Here is a 23,664-nt window from a genome sequence, read left to right as displayed (position 1 = left end):
CCCCGCGGGCCGCCGCCGAGCGCTGGCCGGGGCTCGTCGCCGACACCACAGCGCTGTTCCACCCCGAGGCCGGGCGGCTGCACGCAGACGACGCGGTGGCCGCCTTCCAGCAGGCCGCGCGGGCCAAGGGCGCGACCGTACGGCACGGTGTCAAGGTCGGCGCGCTGCGGCGGCGCGGCGCCGGCGCCGAGGTGGTCACCGGGCGGGACGAGGTGATCGCCGCGGACGCCGTGGTCGTGGCCGTCGGCGGCTGGGCGGCCCGCACGCTCGGCCAGGTCACCGAGGGCCCGCCGCCGCTGCGCGTCACCCAGGAGCAGCCGGTGCACTTCCCCGCCCCCGACGCGCCGGACTGGCCCGCCTTCATCCACCACGGCGGCGCCGGTCTCGACGAGGCCGCGGGAGTGTACGGCCTCGGCAGCGCCGACGGGGTGAAGGCCGGATTCCACGGGATCGGCCCGGTCGTGGACCCGGACGACCGGGACCGCACGCCCGATCCCGTGGTGCTCGGCAGGCTCCAGGAGTACGCCGCCCGGTGGCTGCCCGGCGTCGACCACACCCGGCCCACCCCGGTGACCTGCTTGTACACCACGACCCCCGATCATGACTTCGTGATCGACCGTGTGGGACCTTTCACCGTCCTCGCGGGATTTTCCGGGCACGGATTCAAGTTCGCATCAGTGGTCGGCGAAATCGCCGCCGACCTCGTGGACGGCCGCCCGGGGTCCGGACGGTTCGCGATCGGCCGTCCCTACCGCCCGGCGACAGCGCAGTGACGGCGACGCGCCGTACGACAAGCAGAACGGAGAGCCACGGCGATCATGTCGACCAGCCTTCAGCACCTGCAGCACCCGCAGCAGCAGCCCCAGAGCCCCGGACCGACCGGCGACCAGCGCTTTCCCGCGTCGCCGCACCCTCTGGACAACCCCGCCTGGGCCGCGCTGACCGGGGCGCACCGCCATCTCGCGCGGATCGTCGGCTCCGCCGCGGGCTACCCGGAGGACGTCTCGCCCTTCGTGGCGCTCGCCGATCCCGCCGATCCGGCCGCGTGGGCGGACCTCGCCGCCCTCATGGGGCCCGGCGCGACCTTCGCGCTGGCCGGTGTCCCGTCCGCGCCCGACGGCTGGCGCAGCGAGTGGGGAGCCGAGGGGGTGCAGCTCGTCGGAACCGACGCGCTGCTGGACGAGGCCGATCCGGAGGCGCGCCCGCTCGAATCGGCGGACGTACCGGAGATGCTGGACCTGGTCGAGCGGACCAAGCCGGGCCCGTTCAGGCAGCGCACCATCGAGCTGGGCGCCTATTACGGCATCCGCCGCGACGGAAAGCTCGTGGCCATGGCCGGTGAGCGGCTGCGGCTCGACGGCTGGACCGAGATCAGCGCCGTGTGCACCGACGACGCGTTCCGCGGCCAGGGCCTGGCGTCCCGGCTGGTACGGCACACGGCGGCCGGAATCCGCGTCCGGGGCGACCGGCCGTTCCTGCACGCGGCGGCAAGCAACGTCAACGCCATCCGGCTCTACGAGTCGATCGGCTTCGCGCTGCGCCGCACCACGCACTTCCGAGGCGTACGGGTGCCGGGCGGCGACGGCGACGCGGAAGGCAGCGGCGGCGCGGGCGAATGAACTGCGGTGACGGACGCCGGTGACAGACGCCATTGCGCGGGACGGTATCCGCGAGATAGCGTCGAATTCAGGTGACGAGTGTCAGCGACAAGCCCTGGCCGGCTGACCGGCAACCCTCCCTCGCGGCGGGGTGCTCCAGGTGACAACCAGGCGGGTCCCGACCGGACCCGCAAGCGCGACTCCGGTACGGCCCCCGGCCGTACCGCCCGGACGGGGGGTGACGACAGTGCGAGCGGACTTCGACCGCGCCAACGTGCGCACCCTCGTCCCGCGCGGACCCGTCGTGCATCTTTACGCGCGCCAGCACATCGATCTCCAGCGCGTCGCCGGCGCGCTCTGTTGCGCCTGATCTGACCCCGCCGACGCGACCGCCGTGGGGCGGCCGTGTCCTCCTCCGGTCGATCAGGAAGGCACTTCGCCGTGTCCGCACACTCGTCATCCCTGTCCTCCTCCGCCTCCCCCGAGCCCGTTTCATCACCTTCGTCCGCGTCGTCCACCTCGGCGTCGTCCACCTCGTCGGCGTCCGCCGCCCGTCCGCCGCTGCACCTCGCGGTCGCCCTGGACGGCGCGGGCTGGCACCCGGCCGCGTGGCGGGCGCCGGACGCGCGACCCGGCGAACTGTTCGACGCCGCCTACTGGGCGGACGCCGTGACCGAGGCCGAACGCGGCCTGCTGGACTTCGTCACCATCGAGGACTCCCTCGGGCTCCAGTCGACCGGGTACGGCGACCCCGACGAGCGCACCGACCAGGTGCGCGGCCGGCTGGACGCGGTGCTCATCGCGTCCAGGGTCGCCCCGCTGACCAGCCACATCGGTCTGGTGCCGACCCTGACAGCCACGCACACCGAGCCGTTCCACCTGTCCAAGGCCATCGCCACCCTGGACTACGTGAGCGGCGGCCGGGCCGGGCTGCGCATCCAGATCTCCGCCCGTCAGCACGAGGCCGCGCACTTCGGCCGCCGCGAATTCCCGCCGTTCCGCATCGAGGAGTACGACCGACCGCACGTCCAGGAGTTGGTCGCCGACCTCTTCGACGAGGCCGCGGACTACGTCGAGGTGCTGCGGAGGCTGTGGGACAGCTGGGAGGACGGCGCGGAGATCCGGGACGTGGCCACCGGCCGCTTCGTGGACCGCGACAAGCTCCACTACATCGACTTCCAGGGCCGCCACTTCGGCGTCAAGGGCCCCTCGATCACACCGCGCCCGCCGCAGGGCCAGCCGCCGGTGACCGCGCTCGCGCACGCGACCGTGCCGTACCGGCTGGTGGGGCGCGCCGCGGACATCGGCTATGTGACCCCGCACGACGCGGGGCAGGCGGCGGCGATCGTCGCCGAGATCCGCGCCGAGCAGCGGGCCGCGGGCCGGGAGGCCGAACTGGTCCATGTCTTCGGCGATCTGGTGGTCTTCCTCGACACCGACCGCGCGGCGGCCGAGGCGCGCAGGGACCGGCTGGACGCGCTGCTCGACCAGCCGTACACCAGCGACGCGACCGTCTTCGCCGGGACGCCCGCCGAACTGGCCGACCTGCTGCTGGAGTGGCAGGACGCCGGGCTGACCGGCTACCGGCTGCGGCCCGCGGCGCTCGGCCACGACCTGCCCGCGATCACCCGCGGCCTGGTGCCCGAGTTGCGGGCGCGCGGCGCCTTCCGGCACGAGTACGAGGCCGGCACGCTCCGCGGCCTGCTGGGGCTCGCGCGCCCCGCGAACCGCTACGCCACCACCACCACCAGCGCCTGAGCCGGAGGATCCGACCGTCATGAGCAAGCCCCTGAAGCAGATCCACCTCGCGGCCCACTTCCCCGGCGTCAACAACACCACCGTGTGGAGCGACCCGGCCGCGGGCAGCCACATCGAATTCAGCTCCTTCACCCACTTCGCGCGCACCGCGGAGCGGGCCAAGTTCGACTTCCTCTTCCTCGCCGAGGGCCTGCGGCTGCGCGAACAGGGCGGCCGGATCTACGACTTGGACGTCGTCGGCCGCCCGGACACCTTCACCGTGCTCGCCGCGCTGGCCGCGGTGACCGAGCGGATCGGCCTGACCGGCACGATCAACTCGACGTTCAACGAGCCGTACGAGGTGGCCCGGCAGTTCGCCAGCCTGGACCACCTGTCCGCGGGCCGCGCCGCGTGGAACGTCGTCACCTCCTGGGACGCCTTCACCGGCGAGAACTTCCGACGCGGCGGCTTCCTCCCGCAGGACGAGCGGTACTCCAGGGCGCGGGAGTTCCTGGCCACCGCCCATGAGCTGTTCGACTCCTGGCACGGCGACGAGATCCTCGCCGACCGGGAGACCGGGACGTTCCTGCGGGACGCGCGGGCCGGGGCGTTCGTCCACAAGGGCCAGCACTTCGACATCCAGGGGCAGTTCAACGTCCCGCGCAGCCCGCAGGGCCGCCCGGTGGTCTTCCAGGCGGGGGATTCGGACGAGGGACGCGAATTCGCCGCGTCGAGCGCGGACGCGATCTTCAGCCGGTACAGCACTCTCAAGGAGGGGCAGGCGTTCTTCGCCGACGTCAAGGGGCGCCTGGCCCGGTACGGCCGCAGGGCGGACCAGTTGCTGATCCTGCCCGCCGCGACCTTCGTGCTCGGCGACACCGACGCCGAGGCGGAGGAGCTGTCCCGTGAGGTGCGCCGCGCGCAGGTCAGCGGTGCCACCGCGATCAAGCACCTGGAATTCGTCTGGAACCGCGACCTGTCCGGGTACGACCCGGAGGGTCCGCTGCCCGAGATCGACCCGGACCTCGGCGAGCACACCATCGCCCGCGGCCGGGCCCAAGTACGGATGTACCGCGACCCGTTGGCGACCGCCCGCGAGTGGCGGGAGCTGGCGGCGGCCAACAAGTGGTCCATCCGCGATCTGGTCATCGAGACCGGCAACCGCCAGTCGTTCGTCGGCTCCCCCACGACGGTCGCTCAGACCGTCAACTCCTTTGTGCAGGCCGACGCGAGCGACGGTTTCATCCTCGTCCCGCACATCACCCCCGGCGGTCTCGACGTGTTCGCCGACACGGTCGTACCGCTGCTCCAGGAGCGCGGTGTGTTCCGTACCGAGTACGAGGGCAGCACGCTGCGGGACCACCTCGGCCTCGCCCACCCGGACACCGGGGGCGGCATCGCGGACGTACGGGAGTCGGTGGCATGAGGTCTCTCGACAACACGGTGCTCGCCGAGGAGTTGGGCCTCGACGGGTTCGGCGTGGGAGAGCGGCACGAGGCGGAGCGCGGGGTGTTCCAGGCCGCGCCCGAGGACCACGTGGACCTCGCCGCCCGCTACGGCGATCCGCTGTGCTCGGCGAGTGTAGGCACCATCGCGAAGGAGGGCGACGCCGCATGAGCGTTCCCGCAGCTTCCCCGGACGCTTCTGCTTCCTCAGGTTCCCCAGGTTCTTCAGGTTCTTCGCCTACGCGGTCGGCGTCGGTGCCGCTGTCGATTCTCGACCTGTCACCGATCAGTTCGGGCTCCACCGCCGCGCAGGCGCTGCGCAACACCGTGGACCTCGCACAACGCGCGGAGGCCGCCGGATACGCGCGTTACTGGCTGGCCGAGCACCACCTGACGACCGGGGTCGCCGGGGTGTCGCCCGCGCTGGTGATCCAGCTCGTGGCGGCGGCGACCTCCCGGATCCGGGTGGGCGCGGGCGCGGTGCAGCTCGGGCACCGCACCCCGCTGTCGGTGGTGGAGGAGTTCGGGCTGCTCGACGCGCTGTACCCGGGCCGGCTCGACCTGGGCCTCGGCCGTACCGGATTCCGTAAGGCCCCCGCGTCCGGCGGCGCGCCCGCCGCTCCCCCGGCGCCGCGCCGCACCGAGGCCCGGTACACACCGGAGGGGCTGCTGATCCCCGCGCCGTACGACGTCAGCCGGCTGATCGGCTCTCCGCTGCTGACCCGCTACACGCAGCTCGTGCAGTACCCGGGGGCCGAACTGCCCGAGTACCGCGACCAGCTCGACCAGATCCTCGGGCTGCTGCGCGGCGACTACCGGACCCCGGAGGGGCTCGACGCGCACGCGGTGCCCGGCGAGGGCGCCGACCTCCAGGTGTGGGTGCTGGGCAGCAGCGGCGGGGCGAGCGCGCAGGCGGCGGGCGCGCTCGGCCTGCCCTTCGCGGCGAATTACCACGTGAGTCCGGCCGCCGTCCTCGAAGCGGTGGACGCGTACCGCAAGGCGTTCGTGCCCTCCGCCACGCTCGACGAGCCGCATGTGCTGGTCTCGGCCGATGTCGTGGTCGCCGAGGACGACGCCGCCGCGCGGCACTTGGCCTCGCCGTACGCGCTGTGGGTGCACAGCATCCGCTCGGGTCAGGGCGCGATCCCCTTCCCGAGCCCGGAGGAGGCCGCGGTCCACTCGTGGACGGCGGGCGAGCGGGCGCTGGTGGAGGACCGGGTGCGTACCCAGTTCACCGGCTCCCCCGAAAGCGTCGTGGACCGGCTGCGGGTGCTCCAACAGGCCACAGGCGCCGACGAGTTGCTGGTCACCACGATCACCCACGACCACCGGGACCGGGTCCGCTCCCTCGAACTGCTGGCGGACGCCTGGCGGCGGACCGCATGACCTCACCCGCACGACGTCACCCGAATGACGTCATCCGCATGACATCACCGCTCAGCGCGACCAGGAGGCTCCCATGACCGACGACTCCACCGCCACCGACGGCTATCTGGAGAACAACACGGCGTACGCGGCGGCCTTCGAGGGTCCGCTGCCGCTGCCGCCCGCCCGGCACACGGCGGTTCTGGCGTGCATGGACGCCCGGCTCAATGTGTACGGGGCGCTCGGTCTCGCCGAGGGCGACTCGCATGTGATCCGCAACGCGGGCGGGGTCGCCACCGACGACGCGATCCGGTCGCTGGCGATCAGTCAGCGTCTGCTGGGCACACGGGAGATCGTGCTGATCCACCACACCGACTGCGGCATGCTCACCTTCGGCGACGACGCCTTCCGCGAGTCGATCCGCGCGGAGACGGGCATCAAACCGCCGTGGGCGGCCGAGGCGTTCACCGACCTGGAGACCGACGTCCGCCAGTCCGCGGCCCGGATCAGGAACAGCCCGTTCATCCCGCACACCGACGTGGTGCGCGGCTTCGTGTTCGACGTGGCGAGCGGCAGGCTCGCCGAGGTGGCACTGCCCGGCTAGGGCGTGTCCGCGGGCCTGTCCGGCGGATCATGGGCGGCGCGGCGGCCGATGTCCTCGGGTGCCGCGCCGCGCCGCTCAGTGCGCGGGCGTCGCGCCCGGTCGCGGGGCCGTGCCCGTGTCGTCCGTGGCCGCCCGCGCCGTCAGGGCCGCCGAACCGTCAGGCCCGCCGCGTCCAGTACGGCGACGGCCGTGCTCAGCGCCAGGCCGTCCAGGACCTCCGCCTTGATTCCGGCGCGGGCGCTGGCGCCGTCGAAGACCAGGGTGAGCTGGCGGGCCAGCAGCGCGGGGTCGGCGGCGCCGCCACGCGCGGCCTCCGCGCGGAAGAAGTCGGTCAGCACCTGCTTGTTGCGGCGGGCCACGACGCTCGCCGGGTGCTCCGGGTCCTTCAGCTCGACCTGCGTGGCGAGGAAGGGGCAGCCGCGGTAGTCGGCCGAGGCGGCGGTCTCCTCCAGCCGCTCGAAGACGTACAGGACGCGGTCGCGCGGCGTCGCGGGCACGCCGGGCGGCGGCAGCAGCCGGGCCTCCACGGGCGGCCCCTGCCGGTCGAGCGCGGCGGCCAGCACCTCGTCCTTGCTGGCGAAGAGCTGGTACATCGAGCGCTTGGACACCCCGGCGGCCTTGCACAGCGCGTCGATGCCGGTGCCGACGCCTTCCCGGTAGAAGAGCCCTGCCGCGGCGTCGAGCAGACGGTCGCGCGTACCGGACTTCTCCGCGGCGCCGGACTTCTGTGTCGTGGTCATAACCCCGAGGTTACCGCGCCGGCTTGGCATCGGAAACCGATCGGTATACGGTAGTGGAAACCGATCGGTTTCCATGGTCGGCCGCATCCGTACGCACCGCACGCGACCTCCCGGGCCGCGCACGTACCGGCCACGGACCGCTCTCCTCCCGAAAGGCACTCCCATGCAGATCAACGGCGCTGTCGCCCTCGTCACCGGAGGCAACCGCGGCCTCGGCGAGAAGTTCGTCCAGGCCCTGCGCGACGCGGGCGCGGCCAAGGTCTACGCCGCCGCCCGCAACCCGGCCTCGGTCACCGTGCCGGGCGCGGTACCGCTCGCACTGGACATCACCGACCCCGAGTCGGTACGGGCGGCGGCCGAGGTGGCCGGTGACGTCACCCTGCTGATCAACAACGCGGGCGCCTCGAACGGGGTGGACCTGCTCACCAGCGACATGGACGTGGTCAGGAACGAGTTCGAGACCCACGTCTTCGGCACGCTCGCCGTCAGCCGCGCCTTCGCCCCGATCCTGGCCCGCAACGGCGGCGGCGCGGTGCTCAACGTGCTGTCGGCCCTGTCCTGGTTCACCACGCCGGGCAGCGCCGTCTACTCGGCCGCCAAGTCCGCCGAGTGGTCCCTGACCAACGCCACCCGGCTGGCGCTGCGCGGCCAGGGCACCCTCGTCACCGGCCTGCACGTCGGCTACATGGACACCGACATGGCGGCGAGCGTCAGCGCCCCCAAGTCGGACCCCGCCAAGATCGCCCGCATCGCGCTCGACGGCGTCGAGGCCGGGCTGTACGAGGTGCTCGCCGACGACACCAGCCGTCAGGTCAAGGCCGGACTCGCCGCGGACCCTTCGGCTCTGTACGCCGAACTCGCGGCGAGCTGAACGCTTCTGACGAAGCGTCAGCAGTGCGGTACGTGCGGCTGCCACTGGGCGGCGGAACCGGTCGTCAGATACCAGTCGTTGACGTAACCGCCGTCGCCGTCGAAGTCGAGCATGAACCAGTAGTGGTCGCCGTGCCCGTCGGCGTCACCGTCTCCGGTGGTCCAGCAGGTGAGCTCCATCTCCTCACCGTTGTAGTAGCGCTGCCCGGTCTGGCCGGAGCCGTAGCTCGGCCCGTAGTGCGAGGCCAGGTACGAGCCGGGGTTGATGGCCGTCACGGTGGCGCACCATATGGCGTGACCGTCGTGCGAGCAGGAGTAGCCCGCCGCGGACGCGGGCGACGCGACGCCGAAGACGGCCGCGCCCGCCAGCGCGGCGGCCCCGGCGAATATCGCGGCGGCGCGCCCCGGACGGCGTGGACGGCGTGGACTGCGCGGACGGCGCGGACGGGAAACGGAGCGGTTCATGGCGGTGCCTTCCCAGGAGCGGCGCCTGCGGCGCGCATGGTCGCGGGGCTCCCCGGACTCCGGGGAGCCGGCCCCGAGGGGCCACACCAGGCACCCTAAGAAGGGCCCCGTCCGCGCCGCTCCTGACAAACGTCAGGGCAGCTCCGCCGCGGCCGTGACCGCGGTCAGCCCCGGTACTCCTCCAGCAGGCGCAGCCACACCTCACTGATCGTCGGATACGCCGGGACCGCGTGCCACAGCCGCTCGATCGGCACCTCACCCGCGACGGCGACCGTCGCGGAGTGCAGGAGTTCGCCGACGCCGGGGCCGACGAAGGTGACGCCGAGCAGGATGCCGCGGTCGAGGTCCACGACCATGCGGGCCTTGCCGCGGTAGCCGTCGGCGTAGAGGGAGGCGCCCGCGACCTGGCCGAGGTCGTAGTCCACGACCTTGGTCCGGCGTCCGGCGCCCTCCGCCTCGCTCGCCGTGAGGCCCACGGAGGCCGCCTCGGGGTCGGTGAAGACCACCTGCGGCACAGCGGCGTCGTCGGCGGTGGCGGCGTGCGGACCCCAGGGCGCGTCGTCGACCGGCTCGCCCTTGGCGCGGGCGGCGATCACGGCCCCGGCGATCCTGGCCTGGTACTTCCCCTGGTGGGTGAGGAGCGCGCGGTGGTTGACGTCGCCCGCCGCGTAGAGCCAGCCGTCCGCTACGTCGGTGACCCGGCAGGTGACGTCCACACCGAGCCAGTCGCCGGGGCGGAGGCCGACCGTCTCCAGCCCGAGGTCGCCGGTGCGCGGCGAGCGGCCGGTGGCGAAGAGGATCTCGTCGGCGACGGCCCGCCCGCCGCCCTCCAGGCCGACCCGCACCTCGCCGTCCGCGCCGTCGCGCTCGACGACCGGCACGTTCGTACCGAAGCGCACGTCCACGCCCGCCTCGCGCAGACCCTCGGTGACCAGTTCGCCGACGAAGGGCTCCATGCGCTCCAGCAGCCGGTCGCCGCGCACGAGCATGGTCACCCGCGAGCCGAGCGCCTGCCAGGCGGTGGCCATCTCGACGGCCACCACACCGCCGCCGACCACGACCAGGCGGCCGGGGACCTCCTTGGCGCTGGTCGCCTCGCGGCTGGTCCACGGGTTGATGTCGGCGATGCCCGGCAGCTTGGGCAGCGCGGCGGAGGTGCCGGTGCAGACGGCGACGGCGTGCCGCGCGGTCAGCCGTACGGTCTCGCCCTCCGGCGTCAGCACCGCGACCTGCCGGGGACCGTCCAGGCGGCCGTGGCCGCGTACGAGATCGACGCCGACCGACTCCAGCCAGCCCACCTGGCCGTCGTCCTTCCAGTGCGAGGTGAACTCGTCGCGGCGGGCCAGGACGTCAGCGGCGTCCAGCGGTCCCGCGACCGCGCGGGCCAGCCCCGGCAGCCGGCTCGCGTCGGCGCGGGCGACCACCGGGCGCAGCAGCGCCTTGCTCGGCATGCACGCCCAGTAGGAGCACTCGCCGCCGACCAGTTCGCTCTCCACGACGACCGTGCTGAGCCCTGCGGCCTGCGTGCGGTCGGCGAGATTCTCACCGACCGGTCCGGCTCCGATGACGATCACGTCGTAGGTACGGGCAGCGTCGTTCATACCGGCTCCTGTGCTGCTGTCTGGATCACGCGTTGATGTGCACACGTCTGTGCCCACACATCTGTACTCACATGTCGGTGTTCACACATCCGGGTCACGCGCGGAGGGGGTGGCCAGGCCGCCATCCTACTGACGGGACCGGGCGGACGTATGATCACTTCGGGGCGCCGAGGGGCGCCGCGGGAGGTGTACCGATGGGCGAACTGGTACTGATCCGTCACGGCGAGACCGAGTGGACGCTGACCGGCCAGCACACCAGCTACACCGATCTGGCCCTCACTCCCGACGGCGAGGAGCAGGCCAGGACGCTGGCTCCGATGCTGGCCAGCAGGCACATCTCCACCGTGATCACCAGCCCGATGCGTCGCGCGCGGGACACCGCGAAGCTGGCCGGGCTCGAGCGCACACGGGTCGACGCCCACCTGCGCGAGTGGGACTACGGCGGCTACGAGGGTGTCACCACCCGTGACATCCACCGCACGCGTCCCGCGTGGGATCTGTGGACCGACGGGGTCCCCGAGGGCCCCGAGGGCCATCCGGGGGAAACGGCGGAACAGGTCGGTGAGCGGGCCGACCGGGTGCTGGCCCTCGCCGACGCGGCGTTCACCAACAGCGACGGCGGCGATGTGGTGCTGGTCGCGCACGCCCACTTCCTCCGGGTGCTGACCGCCCGGAGACTCGGACTGCCCCCGGCCGACGGCGCCCTGTTCCAGCTCGCCACCGGCACCGTCAGCCGACTCGGTCTGGAACACGGCCGCCATGTGCTGACCGCGTGGAACCGGCTGCCCTGAGCGGGCGGTGACGCCTGTGGCGTAGCCCGGACGGACCGCCAGGAGCGGCGGCACCCGGTGGGGTCCGCGAAGACTGGGGGCAGCCCGGCGGTCCGGAGTCGGACCGGGACCGGGGCCCGGCAGCAGGAGAGGACCCGGTCATGGCACTCGCGCACCGCAAGGACATCGGACTGCTGGCGTTGCGCGCGGGGACCGGCGGCGTGCTCTTCGCGCACGGCGCGCAGAAACTCTTCGGCTGGTTCGGCGGCGGCGGGATCGACGGCACCTCGGCGGCCATGGAGCGGATGGGCTTCAAGCCGGAGCGGGCGAGCGCCGTCGCGGCCGGGCTCGGTGAGGCGGGCGGCGGGCTGCTGCTGGCCCTGGGGATCGCCACCCCGGCCGCGGGCGCGGCGGCGGCCGGCGCCATGGCGGGCGCGGTCTCCGTCCACGCCCCCGCCGGTTTCTTCAACACCTCGGGCGGCTACGAGTACCCCGCCTTCCTCGGCTTCTGCGCCGCCGCGTTGGGTGTCACGGGACCCGGCCGCTACTCTCTGGACCATCTGAGCGGCCATGTCCTGAACCGCCCATGGGTGGTGGCCGCGGCCTTCACCGGCTCGGCAGCCGCCGCTTTCACGGTCGTACGCCGCCGCGCCGTCGGCAACGGTCCCGCGCCCGAAGACCTCGCCGTGCTGGAGGACCAGGACGGCTGAGCCGCCCACGGACCGGTGCGGGGAACGCCGTACCGACCGGGGCAGCGGCAGGGACCCTGCGCGGATGGCGGCATGCGGACGACACGCCGTCGTCCGCATGCCGCCATCCGCGCAGGGTAGGCCGGAGCCAGGAACGCCGGAGCGGATCAGCGCGGACCGGGCCGGAACACGGCGGAAACAGGGCGGAACAGAGCGACAGTGAACGGCGGCGAGGGAGCACGCATGACGGTGACGGCCCAGGAGCAGCGGTCACGGCTGTCCTCGCCGTGGGCGCGCGGGCTGGGCGCCGCCGCCGCCGGGGCGCTCCCGGCGCTGGCCTTCCCCGCGCCGTCGCTGTGGTGGCTGGCGTACGTGGCGCTGGTGCCGTGGATGCTGCTGGCGCGCTCGGCGGGCAGCGCGCGGCGGGCGGCGCTGGACGGCTGGCTGGGCGGTGCCGGCTTCATGCTGGCGGTGCACCACTGGCTCTTCGCGAGTCTGAACGTGTTCATCGTCGTGCTCGCTCTGCTGCTGGGCGCGCTGTGGGCGCCGTGGGGCTGGCTGGTGCGCAGGCTGCTCGGCGAGGGCACCGGGTCGCGGCGGGCCGCGGCGGCGATGGTGCTGGTGCCGTGCGGCTGGCTGATGGTGGAGCTGGTGCGCTCCTGGCAGTATCTCGGCGGGCCCTGGGGGCTGCTGGGCGCCAGCCAGTGGCAGGTGCGGCCCGCGCTGCGGCTGGCCTCCGTCGGCGGGGTGTGGCTGGTCAGCCTCCTGGTGGTGCTGGTCAACACCGCGCTGACCGCGCTCGTCGCGGTGCCCGCCGTCCGCAGGCCCGCGGCGACCGCGCTGGCCACGGCCGCCGTGCTGACCGGCATGGTGTGGCTGTGGGCGCCGCACCCGCAGCAGTCCGGTGACGCGCGGGTCGCGGTCGTCCAGCCGGGCGTCGTCGTGGGCCCCGAGGCCCGCTTCGACCGGCAGGTGGCGCTCACCCGCGGCCTGGTGGGCAGCCACCCGGATCTCGTGGTGTGGGGCGAGAGCAGCGTCGGCTTCGACCTCACCTCACGGCCTCAACTGGCGGAAGAGCTGGCGGCCCTCTCCCAGCAGGTCGGCGCCGACATCCTGGTCAATGTGGACGCGGAGCGCGCGGACGGCACCGGCATCTCCAAGACGTCGGTGCTGATCGGCCCGGACGGCGTCACCGGCCCCACGTACGACAAGATGCGGCTGGTGCCGTTCGGCGAGTACATCCCCTTCCGGTCGCTGCTCGGCTGGGCCACCTCGGTCGGCAAGGCCGCGGGCGAGGACCGGCAGCGCGGCGACCACCAGGTCGTGATGGACACCGGGACAGTACGGATCGGGCCGCTGATCTGCTTCGAGTCCGCCTTCGCCGACATGAGCCGCAATCTCGCGGACAAGGGCGCCCAGGTGCTGGTGGCACAGTCGTCCACCTCGTCGTTCCAGGGGTCGTGGGCACCCGCGCAGCACGCCTCGCTCGCGGCGCTGCGGGCCGCGGAGAGCTGGCGGCCGATGGTGCACGCGACACTGACCGGGATCAGCGCCGTCTACGACGCGAACGGCCGCCCGGTCGGGCAGCGGATCAGCGAGAGCGGCAGTACGGCGCGTGTCTACGCGGTGCCGCTGGCCACCGGCCGCAGCCCGTACGACCGGTTCGGCGACTGGGTGCCGCATCTGGCGCTGCTGCTGGTCGTGCTGGCCGCCGCGTACGAGATCCGGCGCGTGGTGCTGGTCAGGCGGTCAGCTCCCGGACCTCGGTGACGACCCGCTCGCACAGCTCGTGGGTGCGCAGCGCGTCCTGGGCGTCGAGGTGCTTGCCCGCGCGAACGGCGTCGAGGAAGGCGAGGGTGATCTGCTCGATGCCGCGCTGCCGGGCCACCGGCACCCAGTCGCCCCGGCGGCGTACCGTCGGCTGGCCCTTGTGGTCGATGACCTCGGCGAGATTCAGCACCTGGCGGCGGGTGTCGTCACCGCTGACGTCCAGGCTCTCCTCGGTGGACCCGCTCATCCGGTTCATCGAGCCGATCGCGGTGAAGCCGTCACCGGACAGGTGCAGCACGATGTGGTGGACGAGCCCGGCACGGACCTTGGCGGAGACGTGCACGTCCCGGACGGTGCCGGGGGCCAGGAAGCGCAAGGTGTCGACGACGTGGATGAAGTCGTCGAAGATCATCGAGCGGGCCTCTTCGGGGAGGCCGACGCGGTTCTTCTGCATGAGGATCAGGTCGCGCGGGTGGTCCAGGCACTGCGCGTAGGCGGGCGCGTAACGGCGGTTGAAACCCGCCATGAGCGGGACGCCGCGCTCCTCGGCGAGGGCCACCAGTTGCCGCGCGCCGTCCAGGTCGCGGGCGAGCGGCTTGTCGAGGTAGACGGGGACGCCCGCTTCGATCAGCCGTCCGGCGATCTCGACGTGGTGTTCGGTGGGCGCGTGCACGAAAGCGGCGTCGAGGCCCTGGTCGAGCAGCGTGTCCAGTGAGGTGTGGCGGTGCGGCAGCCGGTAGGCGTCGCCGATCCGGTCGAGGGTTGCCGGGGTGCGGGTCTGGAGGTGCAGTTCGAGGTCCGGCTGCGAGGCGAGGACCGGCAGATACGCCTTCTGCGCGATGTCACCGAGCCCGATCACGCCGATCTTCCGTGGGGCGCTGCCGGATGCCATGCGCTGCTCCTGTCGTTCCTTCTCGCGGTGTCCCCGCAGCATACGGGGAGGGTTCGGGGACGGTTCCGGGGCCTTCGGGGAGCGGGCGTACGGCTCGGCCTCGCGGCGGATCAGCCCCCGGACGGGTGAGCGCGCGGTACGCCTCGCCCGGCCGCTCACCCCTGCGGGGCATACCCGACTCCGCCGTGTTTCGGCACAGTTGTCGAAATGCGCCGCCTCCCCGTGGTCGTGTTCCTGGTGGCGGCCTCCGCCGCGGCCGGGTGCACCACCGTCTCCGCTCCCCCGGCCCCCGTCCCCGCTACCGCTCCCGTGCCCGGCAGCGGCGCGCCACGGGTGGCGGCGCCGGACGGCGGGCCGCTCGTACCGCGGCCCGACCATGTGCTGCTGGAGACTGCGGGGCCGGATCCGGCCCCTTCCAGGACGCCGTCGCCCGAGCCGGAGGGCGGTGCCGGGACGGCGGGCGGCCGACCGGGCGCGGGCCCGTACTCCGCGGATCCAGGGCCGCGGCCGGGCCGTGAGCCGGGGCACCGGCCGGTGCCCCGCTCCCGCTCGGTCCCGCCGCCGAGATCCCTCCCGCGCGGACCGGCGACGGCGCTGCCCGGCGCCGCCGACGTCTGCGCGCTGGGCGAGACGTACGGCGGCTGGGCGAAGGACGGGGACGCGGCCCGGATCTGCCGCCAGTCCTACGGCCGGTGAGCCGGGCCGGGGCCGGACGGGCGGCACGCCTCGCGGCGGCTGACGGCTGACGGCCAAAAGTTGACCGCTCACCGCTCACCGCTGACGGCTGACCGCTGACGGCTCACCGCTACGGAAGCTGGTCGGAGCCCAGCAGCCGCAGTTCCATCCGGGCCACGGCGGCCCGCACCCCGTCCCCGTACGCGTCGTCGGCGAGCGCGTCGCACGCCTTGCGGGCCAGGCCGAGGTGGCTGCGGGCCAGCCGGGCCTCGTCCACCTTCGCGTAGGAGGCGGCGAGATTGAGGTGGAGCGAGGGGTAGAAGCCGCGGATCTGCGCGAGGCCGGTGGAGCGGCCGGGCTCGCTGGATCTGCCGGGAGCACCCGGACCCCCGCCGGATTCGGCGCCGCCGCGCGCCGTGACGGCGTCGGCGGCCCGCAACGCCCGCAGGTCCCAGGCCAGTTCGTCCTCGGGGTCGTCCTGCGTGTCGGCCATGTAGTGCGCCAGCGTGCAGCGGTGCAGGGGGTCGCCCCGCTCCCCGATCTCGTCCCACAGCGCCCCGAACCGGGTTCTGGCCTCCTCCCGGTCCCCGGCGTGCAGCAGCATCACGACCTGTCCGATCCTGGTCATGATCGCGTCCGGTCCACCCGGCTCGTCCCGTCGCTCCACCCGAGCCTCCTCGCCTCACCCACGAAGCTAACTCGCGGACGCCCCGAGATCGGGGATGCGCCAGTCGATCGGGGTGTGCCCCTGGTCCGCGACGGCCTTGTCGATCTGGGTGAAGGGGCGGCTGCCCATGAAGAGCTTCGCCGACAGCGGCGAGGGGTGCGCGCCCTGGACGACGGCGTGCCGCTCGGTGTCGATCAGCGGCAGCTTCTTCTTCGCGTAGTTCCCCCACAGGACGAAGACGGCCGGATCGGGGCGGGCCGCCACGGCCTTGATGACCGCGTCGGTGAACTTCTCCCAGCCCTTGCCCTTGTGCGAGTTGGCCTCGCCCTCGCGGACCGTCAGCACCGCGTTGAGCAGCAGGACGCCCTGGTCCGCCCACGGCATCAGATAGCCGTTGTCCGGAACGGGGTGGCCCAGCTCCTCCTTCATCTCCTTGAAGATGTTCCGCAGCGAGGGCGGCGTCTTCACACCGGGCCGCACCGAGAAGCACAGCCCGTGCCCCTGTCCCGCGCCGTGGTAAGGGTCCTGACCGAGGATCAGCACCTTGACGCGGTCGAACGGCGTCGCCTCCAGCGCCGCGAAGACCTCGTCGCGCGGCGGGAAGATCCGGTGCTCGTCCCGCTCGGCCTCGACAAATTCGGTGAGCTGCTGGAAGTACGGCTTGTCCAACTCCTCGCCGAGAACGGTCTCCCAGGAGTCGGGCAGCATGCTGGGCACGTCAGGAACCTCCGGCAATCGATCCGTTTGCTACTGCCCCAGAACGTACCGCCACCCACTGACATCCCCGCACCTGTCGGCCGACTCAGCACACCTGCCGGGACTCAGACCGCGTCCAGCCGGGCGCGCAGCTCCGGGTCGAGGTCCAACTCGACGGCGCCCAGAGCCTCTTCGAGCTGCGCGAGGCTGCTCACACCGACGACAGGGACCACCGGCAGCGCGCCGCCCATCTGCCAGGCCAGGACGACCTGGTTGGGCGTCGCGCCCGACTCGGCCGCGACCTCCCGCAGCACTTCGAGCCTGCGGTGCGACAGGGCGTGGTCGTACTGCGCGAGGAGTTCCTTGTCGGTGCGGGTGTAGGCGCCGCTCATCAACGGCCCGTACGCCATCAGCGTCATGTCGTCGTTCGAGGCGACCAGATCCTGCATGTCGTCGCGGGCGTACCACTGCGCGCCCCACTCGCCGCCCGGCACGGGCCACAGGTAGGTGTAGCGCTGCTGCACGCACGTGTAGCCGGGCAGCCCGTGGTCGGCGGCGTACTGCCGGGCCGCGCCGACCCGCCAGGCGGCGTGGTTGCTGCACCCCAGGACGCGGGTGCTGCCGCCGCGCACGACGTCCGCGAATGCCTGGACGGTCTCGGCCATCGGCACGTCGCGGTCCTCGACATGCGCGTAGTACACATCGACGTGGTCGGTGCCCAGCCGCCGCAGGCTGCCCTCGATCCCGGCCTCGATCACCTTGGCCGACAGCCCTTCCCAGGCGTTCGGCCACACGGCGGTCGATCCGACGGGCGGCCGGGCGCCGACCTTGGTGGCGACGACGGTACGGTCCCGGGCGCCGCGCCTGTGCAGCCAGCGGCCGAGCAGCAGTTCGCTCTCGTCGCCGGTGCCGCCGGGAACCCAGGCCGCGTAGTTGTTGGCGGTGTCGACGTAGGTGCCGCCCGCCTCGGCGAAACGGTCCAGGATCGCGAAGGCCGTGGTTTCGTCCACGGTCGTGCCGAACGGCAGGAGGCCCAGACACAGGGCGCTGACCTCGGGCCCCTGGCCTCCTGCGAGTGTGCGATATCGCATGTGCGGTCTCCGTAAATCCGTAACGTGGGAAGTCCTTGTGCGGGCGACCGTCCCGGCCACCCGCACGAGGACTGTGCACGTTGGAGTACGGACGAAGGCAAGCCCTCGCGTACGGCTCTTGTCCGGCCAACGCCCCTCAGGCGACCCCCGCCTGGAGGAAGAGCCCGCCGTCGAGGACGAGATTCTGCCCGGTGATCCAGCTCGCCTGGTCGGACAGCAGGAAGGCGGCGGCGCCGCCGATGTCCTCGGGCAGACCGAGCCGCCTGAGCGGATACGCGGCCGCGGCCTCCGCCTCCCGGCCCTCGTACAGCGCGGCGGCGAATTTCGTCTTCACCACGGCGGGCGCGACGGAGTTGACCCGGACGCCGGGCGCCATCTCCGCGGCGAGCTGCACCGTGAGGTTGATCATCGCGGCCTTGCTGATGCCGTAGGCACCGATGAGCGGCGAGGGAGCGAGGCCCGCGACGGAGGCGACGTTGACGATCGCGCCGCCGTTCTCCTTCTGCCACGCCTTCCACGTCCGCTGGGCGAAGCCGAGCGCGGAGATGACGTTGGTCTCGTACACCTTGCGGGCGACGCCGAGGTCGAGGTCGGCGAGCAGCCCGTAGACCGGGTTGGTTCCCGCGTTGTTGGCGAGGTAGTCGACGCGGCCGAACGCCTCCATGGTGCGTTCCACGGCGACGGCCTGGTGCGCCTCGTCGTGGGCCTTGCCCGCGACGCCGATGGCGCGGTCGGCGCCGAGCTTCTCGACGGCTTCCTTGAGCGCGTCCTCGTTGCGCCCGGTGATGCACACCCGGTCGCCGCGGGCGACGAGGGCTTCGGCGATGCCGTAGCCGATGCCCCGGCTCGCGCCGGTGACGAGGGCGACGCGCCCGCTGTCGGGGGGCTGGGTCATGGTCTGGGGCCTCCGGCCTGTCGGTTGTGGGTCACTCGGTCGACGCGGCGCGCGTCAGTCGAGCGGGCCACCGGCCACGTACAGGACCTGGCCGGAGACAAAACCGGCCTGCTCGCCGGTGAAGAAGGCGATGGCGTTCGCGACGTCGTCGGGGTCGCCGACCCGCTGGACGGGGATCTGGGTGGCGGCGGCGGCCTTGAAGTCGTCGAAGCCCATGCCGACGCGCGCGGCGGTGGCGGCGGTCATGTCGGTGGCGATGAAGCCGGGCGCGACGGCGTTGGCGGTGACGCCGAACTTGCCGAGTTCGAAGGCGAGGGTCTTGGTGAAGCCCTGGAGACCGGCCTTGGCGGCCGAGTAGTTGACCTGGCCGCGGTTGCCGAGCGCGGAGGACGAGGAGAGGTTGACGACGCGGCCGAACGCGGCGTCCACCATGTGCTTCTGGACGGCGCGGGTCATCAGGAAGGCGCCGCGCAGATGCACGTTCATGACCGTGTCCCAGTCGGACGCGCTCATCTTGAACAGCAGATTGTCGCGGAGCACGCCCGCGTTGTTCACCAGGATCGTCGGCGCGCCCAGTTCCTGGACCACCTTGGCGACGGCCGCCTCGACCTGCGCCTCGTCGGACACGTCGGCGCCGACCGCGATGGCCTTGCCACCCGCCGCGGTGATCGTCTCGACGGTGTCCTTGCAGGCGCTCTCGTCGAGGTCGAGTACGGCGACGGCGCGGCCCTCGGCGGCCAGGCGCACCGCGGTGGCGGCGCCGATTCCGCGCGCGGCACCGGTGACGATCGCGACGCGCTGCTCGGTGGTGGACATCTGATCTCCTCAGCCCTGTGGTGCGGCGCCGTCCGTGCCCGGCCCGCGCCTGGCACATGAGCGACCGCTTAGTAGGTCCCGTTGCCGAAACCGTAGGAGCGCCGTGACCCTGTGTCAACGCCACCACGGCCGATGTGGCTCAGGGCACGGCTTTCCGCGCGCCGCGAAGGGCCCGACCGGCGTACGGCACTGCTCGCGTACGGCGCCCCGGACCCGCCGGCGGGCTTCAGCGCACCAACAGCTCCAGCAGCCGGTCCGCCTCCCGGGCCGCGTCCGCGGTGAGACCGGTGTGGATCGGGCCCGGCTGCACGATGGTGCTGCGCGGCGCGGTGAGCCAGCGGAAACGGCGTCCGGGGTCGTCCCCCGCCGCCTGCCCCGCCCGCTCGCCGCCCTCGCAGATGTCCTCGTAGCCGCGCAGCGCCACCCGCACGCCGAGCACGTCCACCTCCGCGTCCAGGCAGCGCAGCCTCGCCTCGTCCAGGTGCACACGGGCCCCGACGAAGCCCTGCGCACGGCAGTACACCAGCACGCCCGCGTTGATCATCTCGCCGCGCTCGATCCGCGGCACCACGCGCACCAGCGCGTACTCGAAGACGTCCCGGCCGGTCACTGGGCGTTCTTCCCCTCGACCCAGGTCCGCAGCCATTCCGGCGGCGGCTGTTTCTCCTCCTGCCGGGGCGCGAGCGTGGTCCGCAGGTGTACGTCCCCGGCGCGGGCCAGCAGCAGCTCGCGGTAGGCGCGGCGTACGTCGTCGGGCGAGTCAAATCCCGCCTCGTCGGTCAGCCACTCGTCGGGGACCAGCGCGGTGACCTCGGTGAGCAGCGCGTCGGTCACAAGTGGCGCCAACTCGGCCGCCGCCGCGGCCGGATCGGGCGAGAAGCGGGACAGCGCGTGGTCGGCGGCGGCATACGGCTTGTCGGAAGCGGCCTGCGCCGTACGCCAGTTGTGGTGCCAGATCAGCGAGGCGCCGTGGTCGATCAGCCACAAGTCCCGGTGCCAGACCAGCATGTTAGGATTCCGCCACGATCTGTCGACGTTGCCGATGAGCGCGTCGAACCAGACGATACGGCTCGCCTCCGCGGTGTCCACGGGGAAGACCAGTGGATCGAAGCCGAGAGATCCGGGCAGGAAGTCCATTCCGAGATTGAGCCCGCCGCTCGCCCTCAGCAGATCCTGGATCTCCTGGTCGGGCTCGCCGGGCGCGATGGCCGGATCGAAGTGGAAGCGCACCAGCTCCGGCACCCGCAGCCCCAGCCGCCTGGCCAGCTCGCCCGCGATCACCTCGGCGATCAGCGCCTTGCGGCCCTGGGCCGCGCCGGTGAACTTCACGACGTACGTACCGAGATCGTCGGCCTCGACGACACCGGGCACCGAGCCGCCCTCGCGCAGCGGCGTCACATAGCGGATGCCCGTCACTTCTCTCAACATCGCCCCAGGTTAATGGGCCAGAGTCCCCTCATGGACACCGATAACCCGGCACCTGACCTCTCGCGCGACCCGGCGCGCGACCCGCTCCGTACCCCTTCCGGCGACCTGCCCCGCCAACTCGCCCGCACCCAGCGCTTCTCGCTCGGCGTGCCCCGCTCCTTCACCCTCTCCCCCGACGGCGGGACGCTGCTCTTCCTGCGCACCCGCGGCGGCGAGGACCGTACGAGCTGTCTGTGGCTGCTCGCGGACGGCGAGGAGCGGCTGCTGGTCGACCCGGACGCTCTCGGCGCCGCGCCGGGCGAGGTGCCGGAAGCCGAGCTGGTCAGGCGCGAGCGGGCCAGGGAACGCAGCGGCGGCATCGTCGCGTACGCCACCGACGCCGCCGCGCGTACCGTCGTCTTCGCGCTGGACGGCGGCTTGTGGACGGTGCGGACCGACGGCGGCGCGGCGCGCCAGGTCGCCACCGCGGGGCCCGTGGTCGACCCGCGGCCGGACCCGGCCGGGCGGCGCGTGGCGTATGTGACGCAGGGCGCGCTGCGCGTGGCCGACCTCGACGGCGGCGCCGATCTGCTGCTCGCCGCGCCGGAGACCGCGGACGTGACGTACGGGCTCGCCGAGCACGTGGCGGCGGAGGAGATGCACCGGTACCGCGGCTACTGGTGGTCGCCCGACGGCGCCGCGGTCCTGACCGCCCGCGTCGACACCGCCCCCGTCCGACGCTGGTGGATCTCCGACCCGGCCGATCCCGCCAAGCCGCCGCGCGCGGTGCCCTACCCGACGGCTGGCACGGCCAACGCCGACGTCTCGCTGCACGTGCTGGGCCTGGACGGGACGCGCACCGAGGTCCGCTGGGACCGCGCGGCGTACGAATATCTGACGAGCGCGGACTGGGACGCGCACGGCCCGCTGCTGGCCGTCCAGAGCCGGGACCAGCGGACGGTACGGGTGCTCGCCGCCGACCCCGGCAGCGGCGGGACACGGCCGCTGCACGAGCAGCGCGACCCGGCGTGGGTGCAACTGATCCCCGGCACGCCCGCCAGGACCGCGTCCGGCGCGCTGGTGCACACCGCGGACACCGGCGGGTCCCGGCGGCTGACGGTCGGCGGCGAGCCGGTGACGCCGGACGGCCTGCACGTGCGCGAAGTGCTCGGCGCGTCGGGCGAGTCGGTGCTCTTCACGGCCTGCGACGAGCCGACCGAGGAGCACCTGTGGTCGTACGACCGCGAGCGCGGCCCGGTACGGCTCAGCGCCGGTCCCGGCGTGCACACCGGCCTGCGCGCGGGCGGCACGCTGCTGCTCGACTCCCGCACCGAGCGCGGCCACCGCACGACGCTGCTGCGCGACGGCGGTCAGGACACGGAGGTCGCGTGTCTGGCCGCGGAGCCCGTCCTGACCCCGCGCGTGACCTGGCTGCGGGCCGGTGAGCTGGAGATCCGTACGGCGCTGCTGCTGCCGTCCTGGTACGAGCGGGGCGGCGAGCCGCTGCCGGTGCTGGTCGCCTCCTACGGCGGCCCCGCGATGCGGCTGGTGACGCGCGGCGGGGGCTGGCCGATGTACGAGGCGCAGTGGTTCGCCGAGGAGGGCTTCGCGGTGGTCGTCGCGGACGGGCGCGGCACACCGGCGCGCGGCCCGGCCTGGGAGAAGACCGTGCGCGGCGACTCGCTCAGCGCGCCGATCGAGGACCAGGTCACGGCCCTGCGCGCGGCGGCCGAGCACTGCCCCGACCTCGACCTCGGGCGGGTCGGGATCCGCGGCTGGTCGTACGGAGGCACGCTGGCCACCGCCGCGGTGATCCGCCGGCCCGAGGTCTTCCACGCGGCGGTCAGCGGCGCGGCGCCGAGCGACCAGCGGCTGTACGACACGCACTGGCGGGAGCGTTTCCTCGGCCACCCGGACGAGGAGCCCGCCGCGTACGACCGCTCGTCGCCGATCGGCGAGGCCGCGGACCTGCGGCGCCCGCTGCTGCTGGTGCACGGCATGGCCGACGACAACGTGGTGGTGGCGCACACGCTGCGGATGTCGGCGGCCCTGCTGGCGGCGCACCGCCCGCACCAGGTGCTGCCGCTGTCGAACGTCACGCACTCGCCGACGGACGAGACGGTGGTGGAGGGACTCCTGAGGCACCAGGTGAACTTCTTGCGTGCGGCGTTGAACGTTCCGGAGCGGACGCCCGTATGAGACAGCACGCGTGACACCACGCTGCCGGGCGGTGTCCCTCCGCCGCCCGGCCCCACGAACGGACAGGACGCACCTCATGGCAGAGACCCCCCGATTCTCCGTGCCTCCCACGCGTCGCGGCTTCGTAGCGGCGGCGGGCGGCGTGGGACTCGCCGCGGCCCTGGCCGCCTGCGGCAGTTCGGACGGCTCGTCGGACGCGGCCTCCGACTCCTCGTCGCCGTCGGACGCCGGGGCGCCGACGACCTCGGCCGGCGCGGACCCCACCACGTCGGACGCGGGCACGGCGCCCACCTCGTCCGCCGCCGGTGGCGGCGGCACCGCGCTCGGCAAGACCTCGGACGTCCCGGTCGGCGGCGGGAAGATCTACGCCGACCAGAAGGTGGTCGTCACCCAGCCGACCGCCGGGCAGTACAAGGCGTTCTCCTCGACCTGCACCCACTTGGGCTGCCAGGTCGGCAGCGTGTCCGACGGCACGATCAACTGCCCTTGCCACGGCAGCAAGTTCCACGTGGCCGACGGCAGCGTCGCCAGCGGCCCGGCGACAAAGCCCCTGCCTACGGAGAACGTGACGGTGTCGGGCGACCAGGTGATGCTCGGTAGCTGATCGGGACGGACGTACGGCGACGGCGTACGGGCTTACGGGTCTGTGCCCTTACGGGTCAACGGGCTTAC

At 73.1% G+C, this 23,664-nt stretch carries 26 protein-coding genes and 1 riboswitch; of the genes, 15 read left to right on the top strand and 11 right to left on the bottom strand.

The features are described from left to right. From BGM09_RS20915 to BGM09_RS20885, 8 genes are all read left to right on the top strand, one after another. On the top strand, positions 1–773 hold a 773-nt coding region (locus BGM09_RS20915), incomplete at its 5' end, for an FAD-dependent oxidoreductase (protein ID WP_188283185.1). A gap of 45 nt (positions 774–818) precedes the next feature. After that, positions 819–1,619, top strand: coding sequence for a GNAT family N-acetyltransferase (locus BGM09_RS20910; RefSeq protein WP_188283184.1), 801 nt, complete (start codon positions 819–821; stop codon positions 1,617–1,619). 70 nt (positions 1,620–1,689) lie between these two features. Next, a riboswitch (SAM riboswitch) is annotated at positions 1,690–1,801 on the top strand. 35 nt (positions 1,802–1,836) lie between these two features. Further along, complete coding sequence (locus tag BGM09_RS38545) at positions 1,837–1,968, top strand: putative leader peptide (RefSeq protein WP_262928395.1); 132 nt, start codon at positions 1,837–1,839, stop codon at positions 1,966–1,968. A 191-nt stretch (positions 1,969–2,159) separates the two neighbouring features. Beyond that, positions 2,160–3,356, top strand: a complete 1,197-nt coding sequence (locus tag BGM09_RS20905) for an LLM class flavin-dependent oxidoreductase (protein ID WP_188283191.1) — start codon at positions 2,160–2,162, stop codon at positions 3,354–3,356. A 19-nt stretch (positions 3,357–3,375) separates the two neighbouring features. Next, entirely contained in the window at positions 3,376–4,761 is a 1,386-nt protein-coding gene (locus tag BGM09_RS20900) for an NtaA/DmoA family FMN-dependent monooxygenase (protein ID WP_188283183.1), read from the top strand. After that, a complete protein-coding gene (locus BGM09_RS20895; protein ID WP_188283182.1) occupies positions 4,758–4,952 on the top strand; it encodes a hypothetical protein in 195 nt (64 codons plus the stop codon). Before BGM09_RS20900 ends, BGM09_RS20895 begins: the two co-directional genes overlap by 4 nt. An 83-nt stretch (positions 4,953–5,035) precedes the next feature. Further along, positions 5,036–6,166 carry an LLM class flavin-dependent oxidoreductase gene (locus tag BGM09_RS20890; RefSeq protein WP_317452804.1) on the top strand — a complete coding sequence of 377 codons (1,131 nt, stop codon included), beginning with the start codon at positions 5,036–5,038 and terminating at the stop codon, positions 6,164–6,166. Between the two features lie 73 nt (positions 6,167–6,239). After that, the gene (locus BGM09_RS20885) at positions 6,240–6,749 is read left to right on the top strand and encodes a beta-class carbonic anhydrase (RefSeq protein WP_188283180.1); all 510 of its coding nucleotides are present in this window, start codon (positions 6,240–6,242) and stop codon (positions 6,747–6,749) included. Between the two features lie 140 nt (positions 6,750–6,889). Here BGM09_RS20885 and BGM09_RS20880 read toward each other — a convergent pair whose 3' ends face one another. Beyond that, the gene (locus tag BGM09_RS20880; RefSeq protein WP_188283179.1) at positions 6,890–7,489 is read right to left on the bottom strand and encodes a TetR/AcrR family transcriptional regulator; all 600 of its coding nucleotides are present in this window, start codon (positions 7,487–7,489) and stop codon (positions 6,890–6,892) included. 163 nt (positions 7,490–7,652) lie between these two features. Here BGM09_RS20880 and BGM09_RS20875 point away from each other — a divergent pair, with 163 nt between their 5' ends. Beyond that, the gene (locus BGM09_RS20875) at positions 7,653–8,360 is read left to right on the top strand and encodes an SDR family oxidoreductase (protein WP_188283178.1); all 708 of its coding nucleotides are present in this window, start codon (positions 7,653–7,655) and stop codon (positions 8,358–8,360) included. A gap of 17 nt (positions 8,361–8,377) precedes the next feature. On the opposite strand, the gene BGM09_RS20870 is transcribed toward BGM09_RS20875, so the two are convergent. Both BGM09_RS20870 and BGM09_RS20865 read right to left on the bottom strand, forming a co-directional pair. Continuing rightward, complete coding sequence (locus tag BGM09_RS20870) at positions 8,378–8,824, bottom strand: hypothetical protein (RefSeq protein WP_188283177.1); 447 nt, start codon at positions 8,822–8,824, stop codon at positions 8,378–8,380. Between the two features lie 164 nt (positions 8,825–8,988). After that, on the bottom strand, positions 8,989–10,425 hold the full coding sequence (locus BGM09_RS20865) for a dihydrolipoyl dehydrogenase family protein (protein WP_188283176.1): 1,437 nt from the start codon (positions 10,423–10,425) through the stop codon (positions 8,989–8,991). Between the two features lie 194 nt (positions 10,426–10,619). Between BGM09_RS20865 and BGM09_RS20860 the strand changes: the two genes are divergently transcribed. The 3 genes from BGM09_RS20860 (at position 10,620) to lnt (ending at position 13,654) form a co-directional block, all read left to right on the top strand. Continuing rightward, positions 10,620–11,216 carry a histidine phosphatase family protein gene (locus BGM09_RS20860; RefSeq protein WP_188283175.1) on the top strand — a complete coding sequence of 199 codons (597 nt, stop codon included), beginning with the start codon at positions 10,620–10,622 and terminating at the stop codon, positions 11,214–11,216. Positions 11,217–11,356: 140 nt separating this feature from the next. Then, entirely contained in the window at positions 11,357–11,905 is a 549-nt protein-coding gene (locus BGM09_RS20855; RefSeq protein ID WP_188283174.1) for a DoxX family protein, read from the top strand. A 222-nt stretch (positions 11,906–12,127) separates the two neighbouring features. Next, entirely contained in the window at positions 12,128–13,654 is a 1,527-nt protein-coding gene (gene lnt / locus BGM09_RS20850; protein WP_188283173.1) for an apolipoprotein N-acyltransferase, read from the top strand. Here the strand turns inward: lnt and BGM09_RS20845 are convergent. After that, positions 13,626–14,546 carry a Gfo/Idh/MocA family protein gene (locus BGM09_RS20845; protein WP_188283172.1) on the bottom strand — a complete coding sequence of 307 codons (921 nt, stop codon included), beginning with the start codon at positions 14,544–14,546 and terminating at the stop codon, positions 13,626–13,628. The two genes, lnt and BGM09_RS20845, sit on opposite strands and share 29 nt — an antisense overlap. A 207-nt stretch (positions 14,547–14,753) precedes the next feature. Between BGM09_RS20845 and BGM09_RS20840 the strand changes: the two genes are divergently transcribed. Continuing rightward, positions 14,754–15,242 carry a hypothetical protein gene (locus tag BGM09_RS20840; RefSeq protein ID WP_188283171.1) on the top strand — a complete coding sequence of 163 codons (489 nt, stop codon included), beginning with the start codon at positions 14,754–14,756 and terminating at the stop codon, positions 15,240–15,242. Between the two features lie 109 nt (positions 15,243–15,351). Here BGM09_RS20840 and BGM09_RS20835 read toward each other — a convergent pair whose 3' ends face one another. The 7 genes from BGM09_RS20835 to BGM09_RS20805 form a co-directional block, all read right to left on the bottom strand. Beyond that, positions 15,352–15,849, bottom strand: coding sequence for a hypothetical protein (locus tag BGM09_RS20835; RefSeq protein ID WP_188283190.1), 498 nt, complete (start codon positions 15,847–15,849; stop codon positions 15,352–15,354). A 66-nt stretch (positions 15,850–15,915) separates the two neighbouring features. Then, positions 15,916–16,596 (bottom strand): uracil-DNA glycosylase, encoded by a 681-nt coding sequence (gene ung / locus BGM09_RS20830; protein WP_188283189.1) that lies wholly within the window; start codon positions 16,594–16,596, stop codon positions 15,916–15,918. Positions 16,597–16,709: 113 nt separating this feature from the next. After that, positions 16,710–17,675 carry an aldo/keto reductase gene (locus BGM09_RS20825; RefSeq protein ID WP_188283170.1) on the bottom strand — a complete coding sequence of 322 codons (966 nt, stop codon included), beginning with the start codon at positions 17,673–17,675 and terminating at the stop codon, positions 16,710–16,712. Positions 17,676–17,811: 136 nt separating this feature from the next. Beyond that, entirely contained in the window at positions 17,812–18,570 is a 759-nt protein-coding gene (locus BGM09_RS20820) for an SDR family oxidoreductase (protein WP_188283169.1), read from the bottom strand. Between the two features lie 54 nt (positions 18,571–18,624). Next, entirely contained in the window at positions 18,625–19,386 is a 762-nt protein-coding gene (gene fabG / locus BGM09_RS20815) for a 3-oxoacyl-ACP reductase FabG (RefSeq protein WP_188283168.1), read from the bottom strand. Positions 19,387–19,612: 226 nt separating this feature from the next. Beyond that, positions 19,613–20,032: a DUF3037 domain-containing protein gene (locus tag BGM09_RS20810; protein ID WP_188283167.1), complete on the bottom strand. Its 420-nt coding sequence runs from the start codon at positions 20,030–20,032 to the stop codon at positions 19,613–19,615. Next, positions 19,993–20,814, bottom strand: a complete 822-nt coding sequence (locus BGM09_RS20805; protein ID WP_188283166.1) for a HipA family kinase — start codon at positions 20,812–20,814, stop codon at positions 19,993–19,995. Before BGM09_RS20805 ends, BGM09_RS20810 begins: the two co-directional genes overlap by 40 nt. A 30-nt stretch (positions 20,815–20,844) precedes the next feature. Between BGM09_RS20805 and BGM09_RS20800 the strand changes: the two genes are divergently transcribed. Further along, entirely contained in the window at positions 20,845–22,992 is a 2,148-nt protein-coding gene (locus BGM09_RS20800; protein ID WP_188283165.1) for a prolyl oligopeptidase family serine peptidase, read from the top strand. A 76-nt stretch (positions 22,993–23,068) separates the two neighbouring features. Then, a complete protein-coding gene (locus BGM09_RS20795) occupies positions 23,069–23,596 on the top strand; it encodes a Rieske (2Fe-2S) protein (RefSeq protein ID WP_188283164.1) in 528 nt (175 codons plus the stop codon). Positions 23,597–23,664 lie beyond the last annotated feature (68 nt).

The organism is Streptomyces sp. CBMA29 (assembly GCF_014596445.1).
In the GTDB taxonomy this organism is placed as follows: domain Bacteria; phylum Actinomycetota; class Actinomycetes; order Streptomycetales; family Streptomycetaceae; genus Actinacidiphila.
Note: the sequence above shows the minus strand (reverse complement) of the source record. Positions and strands in the feature narration are given on the sequence as shown.